The organism is Micromonospora sp. NPDC005305 (assembly GCF_040607315.1).
Lineage (GTDB): Bacteria > Actinomycetota > Actinomycetes > Mycobacteriales > Micromonosporaceae > Micromonospora.
The window spans coordinates 323124-341267 of record NZ_JBEXGL010000007.1 but is presented as its reverse complement, the minus strand read 5'-3'; the positions used below and the strand labels follow the sequence as shown (position 1 = coordinate 341267).

The window sequence follows — 18144 nt, the reverse complement described above, 5'->3', positions numbered from 1 at the left end:
TTCCGGCCCCCGGGCGGTCATCGGCCCAGCACGATCCGGGCCATCCCGTCCAGCGCCGGGTTGCCGGGATCCCAGTAGCCCGCGTGCCCGTGCGGCCCGCTCGGGAAGCGCCGGCCACCGAAGCCGGGAGAGCCCGGGTCTTCGCCGAACCAGAGCCGGTCGCCGTGCGGATCGAGCAGCGCGGCCGCCGGGCCGAGCGGCGTGCCGGCCAGCACCGCCCGGCGGGCCAGCTCGTCGGGCGGCCGGGCCAGCCGGATCACGTCGTCCGGCGCGGTGGCGGCCCAGACCTGGCCGGGCGGCATCCGCAGCTCGGCCGCGCGGTCGACGCCCACTCCGGGAGAGCCCACGAAGACCAGGGCGTCCGCGCTCAGCCCGTGGTCGCGGGCCGCGGTGCCGACCACCACCGAGCCGTAGCTGTGCCCCAGCACGGTCTGCCGGGCGGGCGGCCCCTCGTGCGAGGCGCGCAGCCCCTCCTGGAATCGGTGCAGTGCCGGCCCGGCGTCCTCGGCCTGCCGCCCGCGCGCCGCCTCGGGCAGGAAATCCGGCGCGTCGTAGTCCAGCCAGAGCACGGCCGCCGCCTCCGTGCCCGGGTCGATCGCCGCGCACCGGTCCAGCACCCGGGCGGCCCGGCCCAGCTCGCCCGGGGAGTCGGCGAGGTCCGCGGTCATCCCCGGCACGTAGGTCAGCACCGCGCCGGCCCGGTCCGGGTTGCCGAGCGCCACGACGGCCCGACCGTCCCCGGCCGGGTCCAACCCCAGGAGGTACGCCCGCGGCGCGCCGGGTGCGGCCAGCCGCTCGCCGAGCCCGTCGAGGCCGCGCAACGCCGCCTCCACCGCGGCCAGCCGGGCCAGCCGGGCCAGTTCGAGCGGCCCGGCCGGAAACGGGAGCAGCAGCCCGGCGCGCCGCCCCAGCAGCCCGGCGCGCCGCCCCAGCAGCTCGGCCCGCCGCCGGGTCAGCAGCAGCCGGTTGGCCTGGTCCCGGGCCGCCACGGGCAGCCCGTCGAGGCGGCCGACCCGGTCCGGCTCGCGGCTGACCAGCCACCGGCGCTCGGCCGGGGTGAGGCCGGCCCACCACCGGCTCACCTCGGCCGGCCCGGCACCGGGTGGCGGTCGCCAGGCCGGCGGGGCGCTCACCCAGCCGGTCACGGCCGCCGTCGTCAGCTCCGCCAGCCGGCCCGCCGCCTCCCGGTCGGCCGCCCCGGCCAGCGCCAGCGCGCCCCGGACCTCGGTGCTCACCTGCGCCACCGCCGGGCCCACCACCCATGCCGGGCGGGGGCGGGCGGGATCCGGCCGCACCGCCCCGGCCCGGTCCACGAGCAGATCACCGGCGCCGGCGTGCGCCACGGCGGCACCGAGCCGGGCCTTGGCCACGCCCACCGTTGCGGCGAACTCGGCGAGCACCTGGTCGACCTCGACGAGCGCGGGCAGCACGTCGGTGAGCATCGTGCGCAGCTCGCCGATCCGCCCCTGCGCGATGGCCGAGGCCGCGCCCGACCAGCCCGGCCGCAGTGCGCCGATCCGGGTGTCGAGCCCGTCGGCCCGGCTCCGGATCGGGCCGGTCAGCCCCCGCCAGGCCGCCCCGGCGGCGGCCCAGGAGCCCGGGTCGGCCCGCCAGAGCTGCGCGTACCCGATCGGTGGGACGTCGGCCGCCCACTCGCCGAGCCGCTCCGGTGGATGCGCTCGCCCGGACGGACGGAAGCCGGCGGCCGTGCTCACCGGGGGAGCCCGGCGAAACGGCGGGCGGCGCGCTCGTCCACCGCCTCGTAGCCCTCGGCGGCCGCCCGGACCGCCTCGGCGGTGGCCGCCACCCGGGCGGCGAGCGACCCGCACCAGCGCTGCACCGCCGCCTCCACCTCGGCCAGCGCCACCCCGGCCCGCCAGCCGTCGGCCGGCACCACCAGACCCGGCTCGGTGACCGGCCCGTGGGCCAGCCGGTAGGCGTCGTCGGTCAGCTCCCGGGCCACCCCGCGCAACAGCTCCGGCTCGACGCTGAACGGCTCCTCGCCCATGAGTGACCTCCCTGCGACCCGGCGGACGGACAGCGGGGACGCTACGGCTCCGCGAACCAGCCACGCCGGCCCTGTGGACAACGGGCGGTGGGACGTATCCCGGGTTTTCCACAGGGGCCGTCCACGGCCGATCCGCGGCCCGCAGCGCCGGTAGGGTGAGGTCCGTGATCGTGGCTGTCGGCATCGACGTCGTGCTGGTGGACCGGTTCGCCCGGTCCCTGGCGCGCACGCCGTCGCTCACCGACCGGCTCTTCACCGAGGGCGAGCGTCACACCGGCTCCGGCGCCCCGCGCTCGCCGGAGTCGTTGGCCGCCCGGTTCGCGGCCAAGGAGGCGGTGGCCAAGGCGCTCGGCGCGCCGGCCGGGCTCAACTGGCACGACTGCGAGGTCGCCTCCGACCCGGACGGCCGCCCCTGGCTGACCGTGTCCGGCACGGTGGCCGCCGCGGCGGCCGAGCGCGGGATCAACCGCTGGCACCTGTCGTTGTCGCACGACGGCGGGATCGCGTCGGCCATGGTGGTCGCGGAACAGTGAGCCGACCCGGCGGGTCGGTCGGCCGGTCCGGGACGAACGGGACGAACGGGACGAACGGACGGGACGGGGTGGCATGAGACCGGTGTGGCGGGTCGCGGACGTACGCGCGGCGGAGGCGGGCCTCATGGCCACCCTGCCGCCCGGGGCGCTGATGCAGCGGGCCGCCGCCGGGCTGGCCCGCCGCTGCGCGCTGCTGCTCGCCGAGCGGGGCGGTGTCTACGGCGCCCGGGTGCTGCTGCTGGTCGGCTCCGGCGACAACGGCGGCGACGCCCTCTACGCGGGCGCGCACCTGGCCCAGCGGGGCGCCGCGGTCGCCGCCTTGCTGCTCACCCCGGGTCGGACGCACGGCGAGGGGCTGGCCGCGCTGCGGGCCGCCGGCGGGCGCGTCGTCGACCGGCCACCGGCCGTGGTGGACCTGGTGCTCGACGGGATCGTCGGGATCGGCGGCACCGGCGGGCTCCGGGAGACCGCCGACCAGCTCGCCGCGAGCCTGGCCGAGCGGATGGGGCGGGACGGCACGCGGGCCACGGTGGTCGCCGTGGACGTGCCGAGCGGCGTCGCGGTGGACACCGGACATGTCCCGCTCACCGCCTCCGGCCGGCCCTGCGCGGTCCACGCCGACGTGACGGTCACCTTCGGCGCGCTCAAGCCGGCCCTGGTGGTCGGCCCGGCCGCGCCGCTCGCCGGGCACGTCGAGCTGGTCGACATCGGGCTGGCGCCGTGGCTGCGCGGCACCCCGGCGCTGCGCGTCACCGAGTGGTCCGACGTGGTCGACTGGTGGCCCGGGCTCGGCCCGTCCTCGGAGAAGTACAGCCGCGGCGTGGTCGGGGTGGCGACCGGCTCGGCCACCTATCCCGGCGCCGCGGTGCTCTCGGTGAGCGGCGCGCTGTCCGGCCCCACCGGCATGGTCCGCTACGCGGGCGGCGCCCGCGCGGAGGTGCTGCACCAGCACCCGTCGGTGATCGCCACCGACCGGGTCGCCGCCGCCGGCCGGGTGCAGGCCTGGGTCTGCGGCTCGGGGCTCGGCACCGGAGAGGAGTCCGCCGCCGAACTGCGCGCGGTGCTCGCCGCGCCGGTGCCGGTGGTGCTCGACGCCGACGCGCTCACCCTGCTGGTCGACGGCAAGCTGGCCGACCGGCTGCGCGGGCGCGACGCGCCGATCGTGGTGACCCCGCACGACCGGGAGTACGCCCGGCTGTGCGGCGAGACCCCGGGAGCGGACCGGGTCGGGGCGGCCCTGCGGCTGGCCGCGTGGATGAACGCAGTGGTGCTGCTCAAGGGTGACCGCACGATCATCGGCACCCCCGACGGCCGGGCCTACGTCAACCCGACCGGCAGCCCGGTGCTCGCCACCGGGGGCACCGGCGACGTGCTGGCCGGGCTGCTCGGCTCGCTGCTCGCCGCCGGGCTGGCCCCCGAGCGGGCGGCCGCCGCGGCGGCGTACCTGCACGGGCTGGCCGGCCGGGAGGCGGCGCGCGGCGGCCCGGTGACCGCGCCCGACGTGGCGACCGCGCTCCGCCCGGTGCTGGCCCGCCTGCCCTGACCGCGACGGCGGCCGACAGGCCGGTCGCGCGGCTCGCGGCCACGGTGATCACGGGCGGAAGTAGGCTGAGGACATGTGGCAGTCGGAGGTGCGCGTCGACCTGGACGCGATCCGGGAGAACGTGGCCCGGCTCAAGTCGGGCACCAGCGCCGAGCTGATGGCGGTGGTCAAGGCCGACGGCTACGGCCATGGCATGGTGCCGGCGGCCAACGCGGCGCTCGACGCCGGGGCGGACTGGCTCGGCGTCTGCACGCTCGACGAGGCGCTCCTGCTGCGGCAGGAGGGGGTCACGGCGCCCGTGCTGGCCTGGCTGCTCGACCCGGGGCTGCCGCTGCACGACGGGGTCGCGGTCGGCGTCGACCTGGGCTGTGCCAGCCTCACCCAGCTCGACGAGATGATCGAGGCGGGCCGGCGGGCGGACCGCACGGCCCGGCTGCACCTCAAGATCGACACCGGGCTGTCCCGCGGCGGGGCCACCGTCGCCGACTGGCCGGCGCTGCTGGAGGCCGCCGCGAAGGCCCAGGCCGACGGCCTGGTCGAGGTGGTCGGCGTGTGGAGCCACTTCGTCTACGCGGACTCGCCCGGCCACCCCACCACGGACCGGCAGTTGGCGGTGTTCCACGAGGGGCTGGAGATGGTGGAGCGGGCCGGCCTGCGTCCCCGCTACCGGCACCTGGCCAACTCGGCGGCCACGCTGACCCGCCCGGACACCCATTTCGACCTGGTCCGCCCCGGCCTGGCCGTCTACGGCCTCTCCCCGATCGAGGGCGAGCAGTTCGGCCTGCGCCCCGCGATGACCGCCCGGGCCCGGGTGATGTTGACCAAGCGGGTCCCGGCCGGCACCGGCGTCTCGTACGGCCACACCTACCGGACCGAGCAGGAGGCGAACCTGGCCGTCGTCCCGCTCGGCTACGCCGACGGGGTGCCCCGGCACGCCTCCAACACCGGCCCGGTGCAGCTCGGCGGCAAGCGGCGGACCATCTCGGGGCGGGTCTGCATGGACCAGTTCGTTGTCGACTGCGGCGAGGACGAGGTGGCCGCCGGGGACGTGGCCACCCTCTTCGGCAGCGGCGCGGACGGCGAGCCCACCGCCGACGACTGGGCCGAGGCGGTCGGCACCATCAACTACGAGATCGTGACCCGGTTCGGCGGTGTCCGGGTGCCGCGCGTCTACGACGGCGAGCGCCCGTGAGCGCGAGGAGTGAGCCGGGGTTGCGAGCCCCGCAGTCGCGAACTGAGGTTGCACAGTGAGTCAGCGGTTCCGGGTTCCCCGGCCGCGGACCGCTGCCGGCCGGGTGGCCGGAGTGGTCGGCGCGGCGCTCGGTGTGGCCGCCGCCGGGCTGGCCGCCGGGGTGGTGAGCGAGCGGGTTCTAATCCGCCGCCTCAAGTCCGACCCCAGGGATCCCTACGCCGACGAGGTCTTCGGCGACCAGCGCCACGACGCGGCGTACACGCTGGAGATGCCGGACGGCACCGACATCCACGTGGAGGTGGTCGAGCCGACCCGCCCGGTCGCCGGGCATCCGACCGTGGTGCTGGTGCACGGCTTCTGCCTGGACATGGGCACGTTCCACTTCCAGCGCAAGCTGCTCGCCGCGCGCGGCGACTACCGGATCGTCGCCTACGACCAGCCCGGGCACGGCCACTCCGGGAAGCTGGAGGGCGGCGACTACGACCTGGCCGCGCTGGGCCACACCCTGCGCCGGGTGATCGACGAGGTGGCCCCCGAGGGGCCGCTGGTGCTGGTCGGCCACTCGATGGGCGGCATGACGATCATGGCCTTGGCCGAGCTGCACCCGGAGCTGTTCGGCGACCGGGTGGTCGGCACGGTCCTGATGGCCACCTCGGGTGGGCTGCTCGCGGAGACCAAGCTGGTGGCGCCCGCGCTGCTCGGCCGGGTCGGGGCGCCGGTGATCTACATGATGAGCAACGCCACCCGGTACGGCGGCACGGTCATCGACAAGGCCCGCAAGTCGACCTCCAACGTGGCCTGGCTGCTCACCCGCAGGTACGGCTTCGGCACCCCGAAGCCCAGCCCGGCCCTGGTGTCCTACGTCGAGACGATGAACTCCCGCACCTCGGCCGACACGGTCACCCGTTACCTGCGCACCCTGGCCACCCACTCCCGGTTCCCGGCGCTGGCCGCGCTGGCCGGCACACCCGTGCTGGTGATCGTGGGGGACAAGGACATGATCACGCCGGTGACCCACTCCGAGGAGATCGTGCGGCGGCTGCCGCACGCCGAGTTCGTGAAGATCCACGACAGCGGGCACGTGGTGATGCTGGAGCACGCCGACGAGGTCAACGCGGCGCTGGAGAGGTTCCTGGAGTCACTGTGAGCGCGAGGAGTGAGCCGGTCCTGCGAGCCCCGCAGTCGCGAACGAAGGTGGCGCTGTGAGCGCGAGGAGTGAGCCGGTCCTGCGAGCCCCGCAGTCGCGAGCCGAGGTGGCGCGGTGAGTCTGGTGCTGGAGCTGAAGACGGTCGACGACACCCACGAGTTCGGCCGCCGGCTGGCCGGGGTGTTGCGCGCCGGTGACCTGCTGCTGCTCAGTGGCCCGCTGGGCGCCGGCAAGACGGCGCTGGCCCAGGGCATCGGCGCCGGTCTCGGGGTGCGCGGCGACATCACCTCGCCGACCTTCGTGATCGCCCGGGTGCACCGCCCGGATCCGGCCCGGGGCGGCCGGGTGAGTCTGGTGCACGCCGACGCGTACCGGCTGGGGGAGTCGGCCGACCCGCGCGCCGAGATCGACGACCTGGACCTGGACGCGTCGGTGGACGAGGCGGTCACCGTGGTCGAGTGGGGCGAGGGGATGGTCGAGCAGCTGGTCGACGCCCACCTGCGGGTGCGCATCGACCGGCGGGACGACGACACCCGGGTGGTCAGCCTGGAGCCGGTCGGCGGCGACTGGGCGGGGCGCCTGGCCGCCCTCGACTGACCCCTTGTCGTACCCGCTGCCTACAGTGCCGTGGACCGATCCGATGCGGTGAAAGGTTGCCGATGCCCGACGACGCTCCCACCCTCGACCTGCTGGCGCTCCTTCCGGACGCCTGGCGGGCGGCGCTCGCCCCGCACCTCGATCCGGCGCGCACCGCGGCGCTGACCGAGTTCGTGGCCGGTGAATACGCGACGGGCACCGTCTTCCCGCCGGTCGAGGACCTGTTCTCCGCCTACCGGCTGTGCGGGCCGGCGGAGACCCGGGTGCTGATCCTCGGGCAGGACCCCTACCACAAGGCGGGGCAGGCGCACGGGCTGAGCTTCAGCGTGCGCGAGGGGGTGGCGGTGCCGCCGTCGCTGCGCAACGTCTTCAAGGAGCTGGGCGAGGACCTGGGCGTGCCGAAGCCGGCCGGCGGCAACCTGAGCGGCTGGGCGGCGCAGGGGGTGCTGCTGCTCAACGCGGTGCTCACCGTCCGGCAGGCCACCCCGGGCTCGCACGCCAACAAGGGCTGGGAGGAGTTCACCGACGCCACCATCCGGGCCCTCGACGCGCTCGACCAGCGGGTGGTCTTCCTGCTCTGGGGCAGCTACGCGCGCAAGAAGGCCGCCCTGGTCACCAACCCGCACCACGTGGTGCTGGAGGCCGGCCACCCGAGCCCGATGAACCCGCGCGGCTTCCTGGGGAGCCGCCCGTTCAGCGCGGCCAACAAGGCGCTCGCCGACGCCGGCCTGCCCACCGTCGACTGGGAACGCACCGCCGGCTGACCCTTGACGCCGTGCCCACCGGCCGACGCCGCATCGCGTTCCGGGCTGAGCCGCGACACCTCACCCTCGGTCAACCCTCACCGGTCTGTCCGGCGGCGAGCGGCGGCGGGAGGGGCGTCACCGCCGGTAACCGGGGCGGCGACTAGGCTGGCATACCGTGCTCGTACTCGTGGTGGACTCGTCGACGCCCGCGGTGACCGCGGCGCTGGTCGAGGTCTCGGCGGACGGCGTCGCGGCCCGCGCGCAGCGGTGCACGGTCGACGCCCGGGCGCACGGCGAGCTGCTCGCCCCGCAGGTCGACGCGGTGCTGGCCGACGTCGACGCGCGCCCCGCCGACCTCGCCGCGATCGTCGCCGGGCTCGGTCCCGGGCCGTTCACCGGGCTGCGGGTCGGCCTGGTCACGGCGGCCACGATGGGCCAGGTGCTCGGCATCCCCACGTACGGGGTCTGCTCGCTGGACGGGATCGGCCACCCGGCGGCCGCCGGAGAGCCGGTGCTGGCGGCCAGCGACGCCCGCCGCCGGGAGGTCTACTGGGCGGTCTACGACGGCGCCGGCCAGCGCATCGCCGGGCCGAACGTGGACCTGCCCGTGGTCGCCGCCGAGCGGGCCCGGGGCCTGGCCGTCACGGTGGCGGTCGGTGACGGCGCGCACCGGTACGCGGACGTCCTCGGCCTGCCGGTGCGGGAGGAGCCGCGCTACCCGGACGCCCTGGCGCTGGCCGGCCTTGCCGCCGAGCGGATCCGCGCGGGTGCCCCCGGCGAGCCGCTCACGCCGCTCTACCTGCGCCGCCCGGACGCGGTCGCGGCCACCGGCCACAAGCCGGTCCTTCAATGAGCCAGGTGCGACTGGGCCGGTTCCGCTGGTGGCACATCGACCAGGTGCTGCCCCTGGAGGCGGACCTGTTCGGCGCGGAGCAGTGGTCCCCGGCGATGTTCTGGAACGAGCTGGCCAACGGCCACCACTACCTGGTCGCCACCGACGACGACGGCACGGTGCTCGGCTACGCCGGGCTCATGGTGGCGCCGCCCGACGAGGCGTGGGTGCAGAACGTCGCGGTCCGCCGGGACGCGCAGCGCCGCGGGATCGGCCGGCTGCTGCTGGAGGCGCTGCTCGCCGAGGCGGCCCGGCGCGGGGTGCGCAGCACGCTGCTGGAGGTCGCCGCCGACAACGGCCCCGCCCAGCGGCTCTACGCGATGTACGGCTTCGAGCCGATCGGCGTGCGCCGCGGCTACTACCAACTGAGCAACACCGACGCGCTGGTCATGCAGCGCAACGAGGACTGAAACGCATGGCTGACGAACCACTGATCCTCGGCATCGAGACCTCGTGTGACGAGACCGGGGTGGGCATCGTGCGCGGGCACACCCTGCTCGCGGACGCGCTCGCCTCCAGCGTCGAGGAGCACGCCCGGTTCGGCGGGGTGGTGCCCGAGGTGGCCAGCCGCGCCCACCTGGAGGCCATCGTGCCGACCATGGACCGGGCGCTGCGCGAGGCCGGGGTGACGATCGCCGACATCGACGCGATCGCCGTCACCTCCGGGCCGGGCCTGGCCGGCGCGCTGCTCGTCGGGGTCGCCGCCGCCAAGGGGTACGCGGTGGCCGCCGAGAAGCCGGTGTACGGGGTGAACCACCTCGCCGCGCACGTGGCCGTGGACACCCTGGAGCACGGCCCGCTGCCCGAGCCGGCGATCGCCCTGCTGGTCTCCGGCGGGCACTCCTCGCTGCTGCGCGTCGACGACCTGGCCCGGGAGGTCACCCCGCTGGGCGCGACGATCGACGACGCGGCCGGTGAGGCGTTCGACAAGGTGGCCCGGCTGCTCGGGCTGCCCTTCCCGGGCGGACCGTTCATCGACCGGGAGGCGCGGGCCGGTGACCCGGCGGCGATCGCCTTCCCGCGCGGGCTGACCGCGCCGAAGGACCTGGCCGGGCACCGCTTCGACTTCTCCTTCTCCGGGCTGAAGACGGCGGTGGCCCGCTGGGTGGAGGCGCGGCAGCGGGCCGGCGAGCCGGTGCCGGTGGCCGACGTGGCCGCGTCCTTCCAGGAGGCGGTCTGTGACGTGCTGGTCGGCAAGGCGCTGGACGCCTGCCGCAGCAGCGGCATCGACACGCTGGTGATCGGCGGCGGGGTGGCCGCCAACTCACGGCTGCGGGCGATGGCCGAGCAGCGGGCGGCGAAGCACGGCGTCCGGGTGCGTACGCCCCGGCCGAAGCTCTGCACCGACAACGGCGCCATGGTGGCCGCGCTCGGCTCGCACCTGGTGGCCGCGGGCGTCGCCCCGAGCCGGCTGGACCTGCCCGCCGACTCCGCCATGCCGCTGACCGTGGTCAGTGTCTGAGGCGGGGGAGGGGACCGACGTGATCGTCCGGATGTGGGAGGCGAAGGCCGAGCCGTACGGGTTCGCCGACCTGATCACCTGGGTGTGCGAGACCGCGCTGCCCGAGTTCGAGCACGAACCGCTGCACCTGTCGAGCGAGGTGTTCTCCTCCACCGACCACCGCGTGGTGGTCATCTCGAAGTGGCGGAGCAACCCGCGGGAGCTGCCCGAGCCACCGATGCGGCTGGTCGCCCGGCCGCCGCACAGCTGGGACTTCACGCAGGTCGATCGCTGACCCGGCGGGCCGCCTGACCGGCGGGAAACTGGTTGGCGTCCACCCCGGCCCGGCACCTAGCGTCGGGTGGTCATGCGTTTCTCACCGGCCGGCGATCCCGGCACCCCCGACGCCCGGTCCGCCACCCGTTACCTGGTCTGGCTCGCCGGTCGGCATCCCCTGCTCTTCGGTTCCGGCATCGCCCTCGGTGTCACCTGGATGCTGGCCCAGGCGCTGATGCCGGCCGCCGTCGGCCGGGCCATCGACGCGGGCCTCACCCACCGCGACCCGGACGCCCTGCTCCGCTGGGGTCTCGTCCTGCTGGGGCTGGGCGTCGTCCAGGCGACGGCCGGCATCCTGCGGCACCGCTGCGCCGTGCACAACTGGCTCGGCGCCGCCTACCGGACCGTGCAGGTCACCGTGGACGCCACCAACCGGCTCGGCGCGGCACTGCCCCGCCGGGTGGCCGCGGGCGAGGTGGTGAGCATCGGTACGGCCGACATCGAGCACATCGGCAGCGCGGTCGACATCACCGCCCGGGGCACCGGCGCGGTGGTCGCCATCGCGACCGTGTCGGTGATCCTGCTCACCGCCTCCGTGCCGCTCGGCCTCGTGGTGGTGCTCGGGGTGCCGCTGCTCATGGCGCTGGTGGCGCTGCTCATCCGGCCGCTGCACCGGCAGCAGGCGGCGTACCGGGAGTCGACCGGTGAGCTGACCGCCCGGGCCGGGGACATCGTCTCGGGGCTGCGGGTGCTGCGCGGGGTGGGCGGTGAGCCGGTGCTGGGCGCCCGTTACCGGGAGCAGTCCCAGGCGCTGCGGGCGGACGGCCTGCGGGTGGCCCGGGTGGAGTCGCTCATCCAGGCCGCGCAGATCCTGCTGCCCGGCGTCTTCGTGGTGCTGGTGACCTGGCTCGGGGCCCGGTTCGCGCTGCGCGGCGAGATCAGCGCCGGCCAGTTGGTGTCGTTCTACGGCTACACGGCGTTCCTGGTCAGCCCGCTGCGCAACCTCACCGAGGCGGCCGACAAGGTGACCCGGGGGCACGTGGCGGCCCGCCGGGTGGTGCGGCTGCTCCGCCTCGCCCCGGAGTTCACCGAGCCGGCCCGCCCGGTGCCGGTGCCCGAGGGGCCGGGCGAGCTGGTCGACGTGCGTTCCGGGCTGGTGCTGCGGCCGGGCCGGCTCACCGCGCTGGCCGCCACCGCGCCCGAGGACGCCGCCGAGATCGCCGACCGGCTGGGCCGGTACGCCGACGGGGACGTGACGCTGCACGGCGTACCGCTGCGGGACGTGGCGCTGGCGGCGGTGCGCGAGCGGATCCTGGTGGCCGACAACGACGCGCAGCTGTTCAGCGGCGCCCTCCGCACGGAGCTGGACCCGCACGACCGGGCGGATCGCCACGCGGTCGAGGCGGCGCTGGTGGCGGCCAGCGCCACGGACATCGTCGAGGCGCTGCCCGGCGGCCTGGACAGCCCGGTCGCCGAGCGCGGCCGGGAGTTCTCCGGCGGCCAGCGGCAGCGGCTGCGGCTGGCCCGTGCGCTGGTCGCGGACCCGGAGACGCTGATCCTCGTCGAGCCGACCAGCGCGGTGGACGCGCACACCGAGGCGCGGATCGCCGACCGGCTGGCCGCCGCCCGGCGCGGGCGGACGACGCTGGTCTGCACGACCAGCCCGCTGGTGCTCGGCCGCGCCGAGCACGTGGTCTTCGTGGAGGACGGCAAGGTGGTCGCCGAGGGCCGCCACGACGAGCTGCTGGCCGCCGAGCCCCGGTACCGGGCCACGGTGAGCCGGGAGGAGGACCGGTGAGCAACGCCCTGCCCGTCGCGAACGCGCAGCAGGTCCGCCGGTACGCGCGGGAGCTGTTCCGGCGGCATCCACGCGGCCTGGCCGCCGCGCTCGGCCTGCACGCGCTCGCCGCGGCCGCCGGCCTGGTCGCGCCCCGGCTCCTCGGCGACCTGGTCGAGGGGATCTCGCGCGGGGTGAGCGCGGTGACCGTCGACCGGATCGCCCTGGCCATCGCCGGATTCGTGGTCGCCCAGTCGGTGCTGGTCCGCTTCGCCCACCTGGCCTCGGCCCGGCTCGGTGAGCGGGTCCTCGCCGAGCTGCGGGAGGAGTTCGTCGACCGGCTGCTGGCCCTGCCGCTGTCCACGGTGGAGCGGGCCGGCACCGGCGACCTGCTCACCCGCACCTCGCGGGACGTCGCCGCGCTGTCCCGGACGGTCCGGTTCGCCGCGCCGGAGACGCTGATCTCGGCGGTCACCGTGCTGCTGATCCTCGGCGCGCTGGTGCTGACCGGCCCGCTGCTCGTGCTGCCCTGCGTGCTCGCGGTGCCGCTGCTGGTGGCCGGCACCCGCTGGTACCTGCGCCGGGCGCCGGCCGGCTACCTGAGGGAGAACGCGGCCTACTCCGACATCACCGACGGGATCAGCGAGACGGTCGAGGGCGCGCGGACCACCGAGGCGCTGCGCCAGCAGGCCCGCCGCCGGGCCCGCACCGACGGCGACATCCGCCGGTCGTACGCGGCCGAGTACTACACGCTGAACCTGCGGACGGTCTTCTTCCCGATCGCCGAGATCGGCTACCTGCTGCCGGTGGCCAGCACCCTGCTGCTCGGCGGCTGGTTCTACCTGGAGGGCTGGGCCAGCCTCGGTCAGGTCACCGCGGCCACCCTCTACGCCCAGCAGCTGGTGGACCCGGTCGACCGGCTGCTCTCCTGGCTGGACGAGTTCCAGGTCGGCGGCGCCTCGCTCGCCCGGCTGCTCGGCGTGGCCGGCGAGCCGGCGGAGGCCCCCGCCCCGGCGCCCGACCGGCGGCCGGTCACCGACGACGGGCGGCTCGCTGCCCACGACGTCCGGTACGCGTACCGCGCCGGCCACGACGTGCTGCACGGGGTGACCCTGGTGCCGCGGCCGGGGGAGAAGCTGGCCATGGTCGGTCCGTCCGGCGCGGGCAAGTCCACGCTGGGCCGGCTGCTGGCCGGGGTGCACGAGCCGCGCGCCGGCACGGTGACCGTGGACGGCCGGCCGCTGTCCGGGCTGCCCCTGGCGGAGCTGCGCACCCACGTCGCGCTGGTCAGCCAGGAGCACCACGTCTTCATCGGCACCCTCGCCGACAACGTGGCGATGGTCCGCCCGGACGCCGGCCCCGACGAGGTGCGCGCGGCGCTGGCCGCGGTCGACGCGCGGGACTGGGCGGAGGCGCTGCCGGACGGGCTGGACACCCGGGTCGGTGCGGGCGGGCACCCGCTCTCGCCCGCCCAGGCGCAGCAGGTCGCGCTGGCCCGGCTGGTGCTCGCCGACCCGCACACGCTGGTGCTGGACGAGGCCACCTCGCTGATCGACCCGCGGGCGGCCCGGGCACTGGAACGCTCGCTGGCCGCGGTGCTCCAGGGCCGGACCGTCATCGCCATCGCGCACCGGCTCTTTTCCGCCCACGACGCGGACCGGGTGGCGGTGGTCGAGGACGGCCGGATCACCGAGCTGGGCTCGCACGACGCACTGGTCGCCGCCGGCGGCTCCTACGCCGCCCTGTGGCGCTCCTGGCACGGGTGAGGTGCAAGGAGGGGCCCCCTGTTAACGCATTCCGTTGCACAGGGGGCCCCTCCTAACGCTCACCTCAGGAGCGGCGCATCAGCCGCCAGGTCGCGTACCCGCCGGTGGCCAGGGCGAGCAGGAAGACGGCCCACACGACGGTGGTGCTGACCTGGATCCCGCCGTTGTTTCCGACGTTCGCACCGGCCGCGGCGATCAGCGAATCGCTCTGCGCCGGGGGCATCGCGGGCGGCGGGAGCTGCTGCCAGCGGACCAGCCCGGTGCTCTCCAGCATCAGCATGTGGTTGGTGACGAAGGTGTTCGTCTGGTCGGCGAGCTTGCGCACGATCGGGTCCCGGGTGCTGGCCCGGACCGCGCCGATCACCGGGAAGATGTTGCCGTGCGCGACCCGCAGCCGGGTCACGAAGATCTGGTCGAACTGGGCGCCGGTGGCGTTCTGCATCTCGGTCAGCCAGCCCTGCTGCTGGGTGGTCGGTGTGGTCGGCAGGGTGGCGCCCAACTTGTTCGCGGCCTCAACCACGAGCTGGTCCAGGACGCCGTGCTGACGCGCGATCTCCGCGCCGATCTCCCGTACCCGCTTCGACTGGCCCTTCTCGGCGGCCATCTGCCCGGCCGGCATCTCCCAGAGCCCGGCCAGTCGTACCCCGTTGAGCAGCGTCATGTCGGCGGCGTTGAGCTGCACACCGGGGTTGGGCGCGGCGTGTGCGGCGCCGGGAAGAATGCCGATCCCCGCGGCGAGCGCGACGAGCAGCAGGGTCACCCGGTGCGCCAGCCGGCGGCGTGCGGATTCCAGCGGTGCCATGGTTGCGGTGCCTCCTCGGTCCGGACCGGTACGCGGGATGGCGCGCACGGCCGCCCCCGCGGCCGTCCGTCCGCCCACTGGTACGGATCACGAGCCGTTTCAGTTCACCGGAAACCGGCAGCCGGTCAGCCGACGTCGAGGGGGTCGGCGAGGAGGCGTTCGAAGGCCAGTTCGGCGGCGCCGATGAGCGCCGCGTCGTCACCGAGCTTCGGGGTACGCAGCCGCACGTGCTCCAGGCAGGCGGGCAGCCCGTTGGAGTTGAGCCGGCTCCGCACCTGGGCGGCGGCGGCCAGGTAGAGGTCGCGCATGGTGCCGCCGAAGATGACCATCTCCGGGTTGAAGATGTTGACCAGGTTGGCCACGCCGAAGCCGAGCCAGTCGCCGGCCTGCCGTACGGCGGTCTGGGCCCGCGCGTCGCCCCGGTCGGCGGCGTCGAAGACGGCCAGCAGCGCCTCCCGGCCCCGGGCGTCGGAGCGGCCGGCGGCGCGGAGCAGCCCGTGCTCGCCGATCTCGGTCTCCCAGCAGCCGCGCCGCCCGCAGTCGCAGCGCATCCCGTCGCGGACCACCACCATGTGGCCGACCTCGCCGCTGTAGCCGCCGTGCCCGGTGAGCCGCCGCCCGCCGGCGATGATGCCGGCCCCGACGCCGACGTCCCCGTAGAGGTAGATGACGTTGTCGCAGCCGGCGGCGACGCCCCGGGCGTGCTCGGCGAAGGCGGCCACGTCGGCCACGTTGCCGACGGTGATGGGCACGTCGACGCCCAGCTCGGCGGCGAGCGCCGCGCCGATCGGCTCGTCCACCCAGCCGGTGGTCGGGCTGAGCCGGACCAGCCCGTCCTCGCGGCGGACCATGCCGCAGACCGCCAGGCCGGCGCCGACGCAGATCGAGTCGGGCGGCACCGCCCGGTGCATCTCCCGGACCGCGTCGGCCAGCAGCGGCGCGGCCTCCTCGGCGATGAGGTTCCGCGGCCGTTCCAGCTCCCGGCGGTCGAGCACCTCGCCGCCGAGCCCGACCCGCGCGGCCCGCAGCCGGTCCACCTCGACGCTGTAGGCGTACGCGTAGACCCGGGCCGACTCGGGCCGGACGACCAGCGAGGGTCGTCCGGCCCGGCCGGTCTCCTTCGGTGTCCCCTCGCTGACCAGACCGGCGCCGGCCAGGTCGGCGGTCAGCGCGCCGATGGTGCTGCGGTTGAGGCCGAGCGCGGTGGTCAGCTCGGCGCGGCTGGTGGCGCCCCGGACGTGGACGTACCGGAGCAGTGCGCCCAGGTTCTGCCGACGGATCTCGTCCTGGCTCGGTCCCGCGCGCATCGCCACCGTCATGTTCCGTGCCGGGTTCAGCGGGTGCCGGTCGCGGCGGCCCGCCGGCGGGACAGCGCGTCGATGGTGGCGGCGGCGAGCAGCACCACGCCGGTGACCACGTACTTCACGCCCGAGCTGTAACCCATCAGTCCCATACCGTTGTCGATGACCGCGACCACCGCGCCGCCGAGCACGGCGTCGAGGACCCGGCCCTTGCCGCCGAAGAGACTGGTGCCGCCGATCACCGCCGCGCCGACGGCGTAGAGCAGTACGTTACTGCCACCGGTGTTGGGGTCCACCGAGTTGGCCCGGCTGGCCGCCACGATGCCACCGATCGCCGCCATGGTGGAGCAGATGACGAAGACGGAGATGCGGATCCGGTCGACGTTGATGCCGGCCCGGCGGGCCGCCTCGGCGTTGCCGCCGACCGCGTAGACGTGCCGGCCGTAGCTGGTGCGCTGAAGGACGAAGGTCCAGACGACCAGCAGCAGCGCGATGATCGGCACCACGATCGGCACGCCCTTGAGCGAGACGACCAGCACGTTGCGGCTGCGCTCCAGGTTGAGCACGTAGACCGCGGCGCCGAGGATGACCGCGAGGCCGGCGATCCGGGCGAGCACCACCGCGATCGGGTCGGTGAGCAGGCCGCGCGCGACCCGGTTGCGGTGACGCAGGAGTTGCGCGGCCCCGTACCCGGCGACGGCCACCGCGGCCAGCGCCCAGCCGAGCGCGGGGGAGAGGTTGCGGTTGGCGATGGCGAGGAGGACGTCGTCCCGCACCGAGATGTTGGAGCCCTCCTTCATGAGCATCAGCACGATGCCCTGGAAGGCGAGGAAGCCGGCCAGGGTGACCACGAAGGAGGGGATGCCGACCTTCGCGACCAGCAGGCCGAGCCCGGTGCCGATCGCCAGGCCGGTGGCGACGGCGGCGAGGACCGCGACGTACCACGGGTAGCCCAGCTCGGTGACGACGTTGGCCAGGATGGCGGCGCAGACGCCGCTGGCGAAGCCGGCGGAGAGGTCGATCTCGCCGAGCAGCAGGACGAACACCAGGCCCATGGCGATCAGGGTGACCGCGGCGCCCTGGGTGAACAGGTTGGCGAAGTTGCCGGCCGTGAAGAACGTGGGGCGGGCGATCGAGAAGCCGGCGGCGAGCGCGAGGAGCATGATCACGGCGGGCAGCGCGCCGATGTCGCCGCCGCGTACCCGGCGCAGGTAGTTGCTGAGATGGGTGCCGACGGTGGGCGCCGGCGCGACCGCGGCGGGGCCATCCTTCTTGACGGCGGTGGTGGTCATCGGACGGCTCCTGGTGTCGTGTCGGCGGGCGCGGCGCCGGTGCCGTTGGTGCCCGTGTCGGCGAGGCCGAGGTTGCCGGAGCGACCGGCGGTGATCAGCTCGACCACCTGCGAGTGCGTGATGTCGCTGGTCTTCACCTGGGCGACCATCTGGCCGAGGTAGAGGGCGGCGATGCGGTCGGAGACCGCGAAGACGTCGTTCATGTTGTGCGAGATGAGCACCACGGCCAGGCCGTTGTCGGCGAGCCGGCGGACCAGCTCCAGCACCTGCGCGGTCTGCGCGACGCCGAGGGCGGCGGTGGGCTCGTCGAGGATGACCAGCCGGCTGTTCCACAGCACCGCCTTGGCGATGGCCACGGTCTGCCGCTGCCCCCCGGAGAGGCTGGACACGTGCTGGCGCAGCGACTTGACGGTGCGCACGCTCAGCCCGGCCAGGGTCTCGGCGGCCATCTGCTCCATGGTCGGCTCGTCGAGCACGATGCCGCTGCGCTTCTCCCGGCCGAGGAACATGTTCTGCACGATGTCGAGGTTGTCGCAGAGCGCGAGGTCCTGGTAGACGACCTCGATGCCCAGCGCGGCGGCGTCCCGGGGGCTGTTGATGCTCACCGGCCGGCCGTCGTAGTGGAACTCGCCGGCGTCGGTCGGATGGATGCCGCTGATGCACTTGACCAGGGTCGACTTGCCGGCACCGTTGTCGCCGACCAGCGCGGTCACCTCGCCGGGGTAGGCGGCGAAGGCCACGTCGCGCAGCACCTGGACGGGACCGAAGCTCTTGTCGATCCCGCGTAGCTCCAGCAGGGGGGTTGCGGACACGGGGTTCTCCTTGGGAACG

The 18144-nt window shown here is 75.3% G+C and carries 18 protein-coding genes; 12 read left to right on the top strand and 6 right to left on the bottom strand.

Annotated features, from left to right (window positions below; genetic code table 11):
• Nucleotides 1-17: 17 nt before the first annotated feature.
• Together ABZS80_RS15395 and ABZS80_RS15390 are read right to left on the bottom strand one after the other, a co-directional pair.
• Entirely contained in the window at nt 18-1715 is a 1698-nt protein-coding gene (locus ABZS80_RS15395; RefSeq protein WP_355056275.1) for an alpha/beta hydrolase, read from the bottom strand.
• Nucleotides 1712-2008, bottom strand: coding sequence for a hypothetical protein (locus ABZS80_RS15390; protein WP_355056274.1), 297 nt, complete (start codon nt 2006-2008; stop codon nt 1712-1714). Before ABZS80_RS15390 ends, ABZS80_RS15395 begins: the two co-directional genes overlap by 4 nt.
• 164 nt (nt 2009-2172) lie before the next feature.
• Here ABZS80_RS15390 and ABZS80_RS15385 point away from each other — a divergent pair, with 164 nt between their 5' ends.
• The 12 genes from ABZS80_RS15385 to ABZS80_RS15330 all read left to right on the top strand — a co-directional run bounded on the left by ABZS80_RS15385 (nt 2173) and on the right by ABZS80_RS15330 (nt 13918).
• Nucleotides 2173-2541 (top strand): holo-ACP synthase, encoded by a 369-nt coding sequence (locus tag ABZS80_RS15385; RefSeq protein WP_355056273.1) that lies wholly within the window; start codon nt 2173-2175, stop codon nt 2539-2541.
• Between the two features lie 73 nt (nt 2542-2614).
• Entirely contained in the window at nt 2615-4084 is a 1470-nt protein-coding gene (locus ABZS80_RS15380) for an NAD(P)H-hydrate dehydratase (RefSeq protein ID WP_355056272.1), read from the top strand.
• A 73-nt stretch (nt 4085-4157) separates the two neighbouring features.
• The gene (alr, locus tag ABZS80_RS15375) at nt 4158-5276 is read left to right on the top strand and encodes an alanine racemase (RefSeq protein WP_151464630.1); all 1119 of its coding nucleotides are present in this window, start codon (nt 4158-4160) and stop codon (nt 5274-5276) included.
• 55 nt (nt 5277-5331) lie between these two features.
• Nucleotides 5332-6423 carry an alpha/beta hydrolase gene (locus ABZS80_RS15370; protein ID WP_355056271.1) on the top strand — a complete coding sequence of 364 codons (1092 nt, stop codon included), beginning with the start codon at nt 5332-5334 and terminating at the stop codon, nt 6421-6423.
• A 114-nt stretch (nt 6424-6537) separates the two neighbouring features.
• The gene (gene tsaE / locus ABZS80_RS15365; protein WP_151464628.1) at nt 6538-7020 is read left to right on the top strand and encodes a tRNA (adenosine(37)-N6)-threonylcarbamoyltransferase complex ATPase subunit type 1 TsaE; all 483 of its coding nucleotides are present in this window, start codon (nt 6538-6540) and stop codon (nt 7018-7020) included.
• A 62-nt stretch (nt 7021-7082) separates the two neighbouring features.
• Entirely contained in the window at nt 7083-7784 is a 702-nt protein-coding gene (gene ung / locus ABZS80_RS15360) for a uracil-DNA glycosylase (protein ID WP_355056270.1), read from the top strand.
• A 157-nt stretch (nt 7785-7941) separates the two neighbouring features.
• Nucleotides 7942-8619, top strand: a complete 678-nt coding sequence (gene tsaB, locus ABZS80_RS15355; protein ID WP_151464626.1) for a tRNA (adenosine(37)-N6)-threonylcarbamoyltransferase complex dimerization subunit type 1 TsaB — start codon at nt 7942-7944, stop codon at nt 8617-8619.
• Entirely contained in the window at nt 8616-9068 is a 453-nt protein-coding gene (gene rimI, locus ABZS80_RS15350; RefSeq protein ID WP_355056269.1) for a ribosomal protein S18-alanine N-acetyltransferase, read from the top strand. Before tsaB ends, rimI begins: the two co-directional genes overlap by 4 nt.
• A gap of 5 nt (nt 9069-9073) precedes the next feature.
• Nucleotides 9074-10120, top strand: coding sequence for a tRNA (adenosine(37)-N6)-threonylcarbamoyltransferase complex transferase subunit TsaD (gene tsaD / locus ABZS80_RS15345; protein WP_151464625.1), 1047 nt, complete (start codon nt 9074-9076; stop codon nt 10118-10120).
• 19 nt (nt 10121-10139) lie between these two features.
• Complete coding sequence (locus ABZS80_RS15340) at nt 10140-10394, top strand: hypothetical protein (RefSeq protein WP_091262671.1); 255 nt, start codon at nt 10140-10142, stop codon at nt 10392-10394.
• A gap of 72 nt (nt 10395-10466) precedes the next feature.
• Nucleotides 10467-12173: an ABC transporter ATP-binding protein gene (locus ABZS80_RS15335; protein WP_355056268.1), complete on the top strand. Its 1707-nt coding sequence runs from the start codon at nt 10467-10469 to the stop codon at nt 12171-12173.
• Nucleotides 12170-13918: an ABC transporter ATP-binding protein gene (locus ABZS80_RS15330; RefSeq protein ID WP_355056267.1), complete on the top strand. Its 1749-nt coding sequence runs from the start codon at nt 12170-12172 to the stop codon at nt 13916-13918. The genes ABZS80_RS15335 and ABZS80_RS15330 overlap by 4 nt, the downstream gene beginning before the upstream one ends.
• A 64-nt stretch (nt 13919-13982) precedes the next feature.
• Here ABZS80_RS15330 and ABZS80_RS15325 read toward each other — a convergent pair whose 3' ends face one another.
• The 4 genes from ABZS80_RS15325 to ABZS80_RS15310 all read right to left on the bottom strand — a co-directional run bounded on the left by ABZS80_RS15325 (nt 13983) and on the right by ABZS80_RS15310 (nt 18125).
• Nucleotides 13983-14720, bottom strand: a complete 738-nt coding sequence (locus ABZS80_RS15325) for a DUF4142 domain-containing protein (protein ID WP_151464621.1) — start codon at nt 14718-14720, stop codon at nt 13983-13985.
• Nucleotides 14721-14845: 125 nt separating this feature from the next.
• Nucleotides 14846-16027: an ROK family protein gene (locus tag ABZS80_RS15320; RefSeq protein ID WP_355056266.1), complete on the bottom strand. Its 1182-nt coding sequence runs from the start codon at nt 16025-16027 to the stop codon at nt 14846-14848.
• A 26-nt stretch (nt 16028-16053) separates the two neighbouring features.
• Nucleotides 16054-17313, bottom strand: coding sequence for an ABC transporter permease (locus ABZS80_RS15315; protein WP_355056265.1), 1260 nt, complete (start codon nt 17311-17313; stop codon nt 16054-16056).
• Nucleotides 17310-18125, bottom strand: coding sequence for an ATP-binding cassette domain-containing protein (locus ABZS80_RS15310; RefSeq protein WP_355056264.1), 816 nt, complete (start codon nt 18123-18125; stop codon nt 17310-17312). Before ABZS80_RS15310 ends, ABZS80_RS15315 begins: the two co-directional genes overlap by 4 nt.
• Nucleotides 18126-18144 lie beyond the last annotated feature (19 nt).

What these genes read in the sequence shown, in the direction of transcription:
- ABZS80_RS15380 (WP_355056272.1), top strand. Translation starts at nt 2,615, where the DNA reads ATGAGACCGGTGTGGCGGGTCGCGGACGTACGCGCGGCGGAGGCGGGC.
- ABZS80_RS15325 (WP_151464621.1), bottom strand. Translation starts at nt 14,720, where the DNA reads ATGGCACCGCTGGAATCCGCACGCCGCCGGCTGGCGCACCGGGTGACC.
- ABZS80_RS15320 (WP_355056266.1), bottom strand. Translation starts at nt 16,027, where the DNA reads ATGCGCGCGGGACCGAGCCAGGACGAGATCCGTCGGCAGAACCTGGGC.
- rimI (WP_355056269.1), top strand. Translation starts at nt 8,616, where the DNA reads ATGAGCCAGGTGCGACTGGGCCGGTTCCGCTGGTGGCACATCGACCAG.
- alr (WP_151464630.1), top strand. Translation starts at nt 4,158, where the DNA reads ATGTGGCAGTCGGAGGTGCGCGTCGACCTGGACGCGATCCGGGAGAAC.
- tsaD (WP_151464625.1), top strand. Translation starts at nt 9,074, where the DNA reads ATGGCTGACGAACCACTGATCCTCGGCATCGAGACCTCGTGTGACGAG.
- ABZS80_RS15335 (WP_355056268.1), top strand. Translation starts at nt 10,467, where the DNA reads ATGCGTTTCTCACCGGCCGGCGATCCCGGCACCCCCGACGCCCGGTCC.
- ABZS80_RS15390 (WP_355056274.1), bottom strand. Translation starts at nt 2,008, where the DNA reads ATGGGCGAGGAGCCGTTCAGCGTCGAGCCGGAGCTGTTGCGCGGGGTG.
- ung (WP_355056270.1), top strand. Translation starts at nt 7,083, where the DNA reads ATGCCCGACGACGCTCCCACCCTCGACCTGCTGGCGCTCCTTCCGGAC.
- ABZS80_RS15315 (WP_355056265.1), bottom strand. Translation starts at nt 17,313, where the DNA reads ATGACCACCACCGCCGTCAAGAAGGATGGCCCCGCCGCGGTCGCGCCG.